The organism is Terriglobales bacterium (assembly GCA_035937135.1).
Classification (GTDB): Bacteria; Acidobacteriota; Terriglobia; order Terriglobales; family Acidobacteriaceae; genus DASYVL01.
This window is the reverse complement of the sequence record DASYVL010000125.1, coordinates 1-7,144: the sequence shown is the minus strand read 5'-3', so window position 1 is coordinate 7,144 and position 7,144 is coordinate 1. Positions and strand designations below refer to the sequence as shown.

The following is a 7,144-nucleotide window of genomic DNA, read 5'->3' as shown; positions in this document are numbered from 1 at the left end:
CCAGTCGGGATACTTGGCCCAGGCATTGAAGCGCCACTTCACCAGAGCCAGTGCCGAGGGCGGCGTCACGCCAGGCAGCCGGCGCACCCGCGCCGCGCCGGAGCGCTTGAGGGAGACGAACAGGGGAGCGAAATCGCGCGTCCAGCCGCGGTTCGTCGGCCAGGGATGGAAGCGGACGTTGACCAGCGGGACGTGGGCCCGGCGAAGCACCTCCAAAGCGCTGCGCTTGGCCGTGCTGCTCTGGACCAGGATCTCGACGCGCTCGCCGGCCACCAGGTGGCGAACGATCTCCGCGTACACCCAGGGGATGGCCTCGAACTTCCCCGGCCAGTCGGTGCGGTTGTGCGGCCACCCGATCCAGGTGGCGGCGTGCGGTTCCCACTCCGCAGGCATGCGGTAGCCGAGGGCGGCGGGAGTTGCGGAGGGGGCGAGGGAAGCGTGCGGGTCGGTCATCAATCGATAAAGCGCTGGGTGATGGGAGCGTAGGTATCAATGCGGCGGTCGCGCAGGAAGGGCCAGTTGCGGCGAACGTCCTCGAGTTTCTTCAGGTCCACCTCCGCGACCAGCACCTCCTCCTTGCTGTGCGAAGCCTCGGCGACGACGGAGCCAAAGGCGTCGCACAGGAACGAGCCGCCCCAGAACTCGAGGCCCTTGCCCCTGGCCGTCTTGCCGTTCACGTTCCCGTTCTCGTGGCCGACGCGGTTCACCACCGCGACGTATAGCCCGTTGGCGATGGCGTGCGAGCGCTGGATGGTGCGCCAGGCGTCGTGCTGGCTCTTCCCGTACTTCTTCTTCTCCGAGGGATGCCAGCCGATGGCGGTCGGATAGAACAGGATGTGCGCGCCCTGGAGCGCGGTGAGCCGCGCGCCCTCGGGATACCACTGGTCCCAGCAGATGAGGACGCCGATCTTGCCCGCTGCGGTGTCGAAGGCGCGGAAGCCGAGGTCGCCGGGGGTGAAGTAGAACTTCTCGTAGTAGAGGGGATCGTCGGGGATGTGCATCTTGCGGTAGATGCCGACCAGCGAGCCGCCGGCGTCCAGCACCGCTGCGGTGTTGTGGTAGATGCCCGCGGCGCGCTTCTCGAAGACGGAGGCGATGATCGCCACCTTCTCCTTGCGCGCGACCTCGGCCAGTGCATTGGTAGTGGGGCCGGGGATGGGCTCGGCCAGGTCGAAGAGCGCGGCGTCCTCGCGCTGGCAGAAGTACTGGGTGCGGAAGAGCTCCGGCAGGCAGACGATCTTCGCGCCGCGCTTGGCCGCCGCGCGCACCCGCGCGACCGCCTTCTTTAGATTCAGCGCCGGGTCGGGACCCGAGGACATCTGCACCAGGCCGACCTTGAATTTCTGCGGATGCTCCGCCATGCCGCTAAGAATAGCAGCGGAAAGTCGTCCCAGGAAGTCGGCATTGACGAAGATTCCGGGAGGCGGTAGCTTTCCTAGTCCGTTCTGGCTCGCATCCAGTCCACAGGCAGGGAGAAGCGCGTGACCACGAAGCACACCGAAGGCTCCGGCAAGGAGCGCAAGCTGCACGACCCCGTCGCAGACCACCTGCAGCCGATCTTCCCCCTGGACCTTTCGAAGGTGCGCTCCATCGACGATCTAGTGCGCGGCATGGCAGAGACGGCCTTCACCGGGCGGCAACTGGGCGAGGCGGCGGACGTGCTGGAGGCCATGGCCCGCGACAAGGACTGCTTCGTGGTCATGACCCTGGCGGGCGCGCTGACCGTGGCCAAGCAGGGCCTGGTGATCACCGACCTGATCGACCACGGCATCGTCAACTGCATCGTTTCCACCGGGGCGCTCATGGCGCACGGGCTGGTGGAGGCCACCGGGCGCTCGCACTTCCGCTACGACCCGCGAATGGACGACGTCGAGCTCTACAACGCCGGCTACAACCGCGTTTACGACACGCTCGAGCCGGAACGCAATCTGGACGACGTGGAGGCCGTCCTCTTCGAAGTCCTAAAGCTGTGGGACCCGAAGGAGATCCTCTGCTCCTGGAAGCTGAACCGGGCCATCGGCGAGTACCTGGCCCAGCACGCGGAAGGACGCGGCATCCTGAAGTCGGCCCACGCGAAGAAGGTCCCGGTGTTCGTGCCCGCATTCACCGACTCCGAACTGGGCCTAGACGTGGCGCTGGGCAACCGCATCCGCATGCGAGACGGCCAGCCCAAGCTGCGCTTCGACCCCTTCGAAGATCTCGAGTACTTCGCCGATACGCTGCTGGCGCAGAAGAAGCTGGGCATCTTCACCATCGGCGGCGGGGTGCCGCGCAACTGGGCGCAGCAGTTCGGGCCCTACGTGGAGTTGCGCAACCGCCGCGCTGGCGAAGACGTCCCCCTCAAGCGCTACCACTACGGCCTGCGCATCTGCCCGGAGCCGGTCTATTGGGGCGGGCTCTCCGGCAGCCCCTACAGCGAAGCCATCTCCTGGGGGAAGTTCGTTCCCCCGGCCGAAGGCGGGAAGTTCGGCGAGGTGTTCGTGGACGCGACCGTCGGCCTGCCCATCATCGTGGCGGCGGTGCTGGAGCGGCTGGCGAAGAAGAAGTAATCTGCGATCTGGCAATCAATCAAAGATCAGAATCGCCGCGGCAATCACCGTGGTCCACAAGCCGCGTTTGTCGCCCACCGCCGACTGCGTGGCGTTCAGGGTGCGCACAATCTTGTTGGAGATGCGGTAGATCTCCTTCTTCTCGTCCCAGGAGCGTTCGGGATCGAAGTCCACGTTGAGGGTGGTGGCGAGCATCTCGGCGGCCAACTCTTCGGCGTAGTCGCCGGCGGCGTCTTCGGTCTCGCCGAAGGAGTGATGCTCGCTGAGGTAGCCGTAGGTGGAGCGATCGGCGGGGATGGCCAGGCCGATGCCGGAGGCCATCAGCCGGTGGGGCTCGCGGGTGGAGTTCTCGGCGATCACCGCGAAGACTACCTCGCCGTGATGCAGGTACTTCAATCCCTGGGAGCGCGCGATGAGCTTGCAATGGGGCGGGAAGATGGAGGAGACACGCACCAGGTTCTGCGAGGCGATGCCCGCGTCGCGCAGTCCCAACTCGAAGGAGGTGAGGCGTTCCTTGTGCTTGCCCACTCCCTTGGTGAGGAAGATCCTCTTGGGGACCATGTCCTTGCCCAATTCCGACTCCTCCTCGAGCCAGCAGTAGCGAAGACAAAAAATCTAACACAGCGGGGAAGCCCGCAACAGAAAAAATCCGGGCGGCGCAGCTATTTCTGCGCCAGGGTCTCGTTGGGGTCGTAGTGGTGGATGCGGCGCACCACCTTGTTGGCAGGGTGGAAGCGCAGGAGGTACAGGAAGGGGCGGGGAGGCTCGCCCTGGCGTTCCTCCGCCACCTCGTAGAGGCGGTCGCCGTAGGAGAGGGTGATCAGGTGGTCCCAGAACTTCTCCCGGCAACTGGCGATACGCAGGTCGAACTCCGCGGCGTCGCCGGGCTCCACCAGGTCGGCCACCAGCGGGGCTTCGCGCTGGAGGGACTTGGCGACCCGCGCCTTCAGGGAGAGCCGCTCGCCCTCGTCCTCTTCCTCCGGCGTCAGGCGGAGCACCTCGGTGGGGTCGTATTGATACAGGCCGCGCACCACTTTGCCCTCGGGCTTGCGGCGCAGGTGGTAGAGGAAGCGGCGCGGCGGGAGGCCCTCTTCCTGGCGCGTGACCTCGTAGAGCTTTTCCTGGTAGGAAACCGTCATCAGGCGGTCCCAGCCCTCCTTGGGACGGCAACTGGCGATGAGCAGGTGGTAGAGAGTGCCGTCGCCCGGCTGGACGAGGTCCACGATCCGCGGCCCCATGGCCTTCTCGGCCGCCGCCGCCTGGGTACGCCCCAGCGCCCAGGCCGCGCCCACCAGCGGCAGCGTCGGCACTACCTCGCAGGTGACCAGCGCCGCCAGGGCGCGCACGAATCCTTCCAGACAGAAGTAATCCAGCAGCAGCGTGATGGGATGAACCAGGTAGGCGGCGAGCAGCACCAGCCCGAAGCCCATGACCGCGGTCTCGCCGCCTTTTTCCATGGCGCCCAATTGCGCCTTCTCCATCCCCCCGGTGGCCATGGTGCTGTTCACGAAGGCCGGGCAGCGCAGGATGATGAAGACAGCGAGTCCCACGAACTGCAGGATTCCGGAGATCAGCGCGGGAGTGCGCAGGTCCCCCACATCCAGCAGGTTGAGCTTGTGGCGCCAGGACGCCGGCAAATAGGTAAGCGCCATCGCCAGCGGAAACCTGCCGACGCTGCCCACGAAGCCCATGGGGTCACCCCACTTGCTGCTGGGCCGGCTTGAGCTTGACGGCGATGTCGATGAAGGCGAGGGCAGCGCGGCTGAGGGCCTTGTCCTTGCGGAAGACCAGGGCCAGGTCGCGCTTGATCTGGGCGTCGGCCAGGGGCACGGCGGCCAGCACCTTGGCGCGCACATCCTCGACGACGTTGGAACGCGCGATGAACCCCACGCCAACGTCGGCGGCCACGAAGCGCTTCAGGAGTTCGCTGGAATCGAGCTCCATGGAGATGTTGGGCCGCAGTTGGCGTTCGTGGAAGAGATTCTCGATGGCGTCGCGCGTCCGGCCGACCTTGGGCAGCAGCAGCGGATACTTCACTACGTCGGCGACCGCCACGGTTTTCCGTTTGGCCAGGGGATGCCGCGGCGGCACGATCACTACCAGCTCGTCGCGGTGGATGGGAACCACGGTCAAGCGGTTGTCGGCGACCGGCAGGGAGACCACGCCGAAGTCCACCGAGTTGTCGATGATGGCCTCCATGATGCGCGCCCGCTCGGAGCGATGGATGCTCACGGCGACGCTGGCGTACTGCTTCTTGAAGTCCGCGAAGACCTCGGGAAGGATGTGCAGGCAGGTGGCTTCATTGGCGCCCACCACGATCTCGCCGCGGGGGACGCGTTCCATCTCGCCCACGGAGGCCAGCGCGGCGCGGCGCGATTCCAGCGCTTCCTCGGCGTAGCGCTGGAAGACCTTGCCCGGGGCGGTGAGCGCCACGCGGCCTCCGGAGCGGTCGAGGAGGCGCGCGCCCACTTCCTCCTCGAGCGCGCGGATCTGGGCGGAGATGGCGGGCTGCGTGCGGAAGCGCTTCTCCGCCGCGCGCGAGAAGCTCGCGTGCCGCGCTACCTCGAGGAATGTTTCCAGTTGGTCGAAATCCATAGAAGATTTCAGAATTCCACGGTCCGCTGGATTTCGTCCCAGGCGGCGTGGACGTGCTGCTCGGCAGTGTACGTCTGGCCTACGCAGAAGCGAAGGGTCAATTTGCCGTCGAGCCGGGTGTGGGAGAGGTAGAGCTTGCCGCTCGAATTCAGACGATCCATCAGCTGCTGGTTCTGGTCGTCCGTCCCTTTCAGGCGGAAGCAGATCAGATTGAGGCTGACCGGCGCGGCGAGCTCGAAGCGCGAGTCGGCGCGCACCCAGCCGGCGAACTGCTGCGTCAGGGCGACATGGTTGCGCACCATCGCCTGCAGGCCTTCCACACCGTAGTGGCGGATGACGCACCACAGCTTGAGCGCGCGAAAGCGGCGGCCCAGCGGGATGTGCCAGTCGCGGTAGTCGAAGACGGCGCCGGATTCGGTCGCCTTGGTACGCAGGAATTCGGGCAGGATGCTCAGAGTATCGATAAGCGCCTTGCGATCGGCGACGTAGAAGCAGTCGCAGTCGAAGTTGGTGAGCATCCATTTGTGAGGGTTGAAGCAGTAGCTATCAGCTAGCTCCAAGCCGCGATGGATGTGGCGGAACTCGGGGCAGAGGGCGGCGGTGCCGGCCATGGCTGCGTCCACGTGCAGCCAGACGTTGTTCTCGCGGCAGATGGCGCCGATCTCCGCCAGCGGGTCCATGGCCATGCTGGAAGTGGTTCCCACCGTGGCGCAGACGAAGGCCGGCTGCTTTCCGACCAGCTTGTCCCCGCCGATGACGCGGGCCAGCGCACCCGGTCGCATCGAGAAGTTGGCGTCCACTTCGATTTTCCGCACGTTCTTGGCGCCGATGCCCGCTATCTTCGCCGCCTTCTCCGTCGCAGAGTGCGCCTGGGTGGAGGCGTAAACCGTCAGCTTGCCGTCGCATCCGGTCTCATTGGAGGCGAAAGCGGTGGCACGCTCCCGGCCGGCCAGCAGGGCGCAGAGCGTCGAACTCGAAGCCGTGTCCTGGAGGACGCCACCGCCGCGGCCAGTGGAGAGGAACGTCCGCGGCAGGTCGAGCATCTCCACCAGCCAGTCCAGCACCCGCGTCTCCAGTTCGGTGCAAGCGGGGCTGGTGGCCCACAGCATCCCCTGGACCCCGAGGCCGGAGGACAAGAGGTCGCCCAGCACCGAGGGCGCGGAGCTGTTGGCGGGGAAGTAGGCGAAGAAGTTGGGCGACTGCCAGTGAGTGATGCCGGGGAGAATCTTCTCGTCCAGGTCGCGGAAGATGTGCTCGAAGGGCTCGCCTTTCGCGGACGCCTGGGCGGGGAGCGAGCGGTAGATGTCGCCGGGCTTCACCTGCGAGAGCACGGGCAGGGAAGCCACGCGCTCGTAGTAATCCGCGATCCAGTCGATGGCGGCGCGGCCTTGCTTGCGGAACTCTTCGTTGGTCATGTGGGTCATGGGGCTCATGTGCGGCTTGTCGGGCACGGGACTCCTATTTTGGGTTCTGAGGTCATAAGCCGAAGTTATGGAGCCCATAAAAACTATCAATTTCACGCCGGGAGAGAAAGCCCGTAGTCTGGGTGCGCGTCCTGTACAGGAAAAAACTGGACAGTACGTATCAGCCGGATTCCACCACAACTAAATCTCAAGTTCGACGCAAAGGAGCGTTTATGGCCGATCCCAAGCAGGTAATGGAGTTTATCAAGAAGAACAACATCAAGATCCTGGACCTGCGGTTCACCGACATCCCGGGGCTGTGGCACCACGTATCGTTCCCCATCGAGCAGTTCAGTGAGGCGTCGTTCGAGGACGGGTTCGGCATGGACGGCTCCTCCATCCGCGGCTGGGCGGCCATCCACGAGAGCGACATGCTGCTCATCCCGGACGCGACCTGGTTCATCCCGGACCCGTTCACCGAAGTGCCCACGCTGGTGATGGTGGCCGACGTCATCGACCCCGTGACCAAGCAGCGGTACGACCGCGACCCGCGCTACATCGCCAAGAAGGCGGAGATGTACCTCTCCTCCACTGGCA

The 7,144-nt window shown here is 65.6% G+C and carries 8 protein-coding genes; 2 read left to right on the top strand and 6 right to left on the bottom strand.

The features are described 5' to 3' along the window. Together VGQ94_07520 and VGQ94_07515 are read right to left on the bottom strand one after the other, a co-directional pair. Positions 1–453 (bottom strand): agmatine deiminase family protein (locus tag VGQ94_07520; protein ID HEV2022363.1); only part of this gene is annotated, 453 nt, incomplete at its 3' end. Next, positions 453–1,361, bottom strand: coding sequence for a carbon-nitrogen hydrolase (locus tag VGQ94_07515; protein ID HEV2022362.1), 909 nt, complete (start codon positions 1,359–1,361; stop codon positions 453–455). The genes VGQ94_07515 and VGQ94_07520, both read right to left, overlap by 1 nt. 120 nt (positions 1,362–1,481) lie before the next feature. Here VGQ94_07515 and VGQ94_07510 point away from each other — a divergent pair, with 120 nt between their 5' ends. Then, on the top strand, positions 1,482–2,549 hold the full coding sequence (locus VGQ94_07510) for a deoxyhypusine synthase family protein (protein ID HEV2022361.1): 1,068 nt from the start codon (positions 1,482–1,484) through the stop codon (positions 2,547–2,549). A 15-nt stretch (positions 2,550–2,564) separates the two neighbouring features. Here the strand turns inward: VGQ94_07510 and VGQ94_07505 are convergent, their stop codons facing one another. The 4 genes from VGQ94_07505 to VGQ94_07490 form a co-directional block, all read right to left on the bottom strand. Then, positions 2,565–3,122, bottom strand: coding sequence for an arginine decarboxylase, pyruvoyl-dependent (locus VGQ94_07505; GenBank protein ID HEV2022360.1), 558 nt, complete (start codon positions 3,120–3,122; stop codon positions 2,565–2,567). Positions 3,123–3,211: 89 nt separating this feature from the next. Further along, positions 3,212–4,240: a hypothetical protein gene (locus VGQ94_07500; GenBank protein HEV2022359.1), complete on the bottom strand. Its 1,029-nt coding sequence runs from the start codon at positions 4,238–4,240 to the stop codon at positions 3,212–3,214. 4 nt (positions 4,241–4,244) lie between these two features. After that, on the bottom strand, positions 4,245–5,144 hold the full coding sequence (locus VGQ94_07495; GenBank protein ID HEV2022358.1) for a LysR family transcriptional regulator: 900 nt from the start codon (positions 5,142–5,144) through the stop codon (positions 4,245–4,247). An 8-nt stretch (positions 5,145–5,152) separates the two neighbouring features. Beyond that, a complete protein-coding gene (locus VGQ94_07490) occupies positions 5,153–6,595 on the bottom strand; it encodes a pyridoxal-dependent decarboxylase (GenBank protein ID HEV2022357.1) in 1,443 nt (480 codons plus the stop codon). Between the two features lie 185 nt (positions 6,596–6,780). On the opposite strand from VGQ94_07490, the gene VGQ94_07485 reads away from it, so the two are divergent. Continuing rightward, on the top strand, positions 6,781–7,144 hold a 364-nt coding region (locus VGQ94_07485; protein HEV2022356.1), incomplete at its 3' end, for a glutamine synthetase beta-grasp domain-containing protein.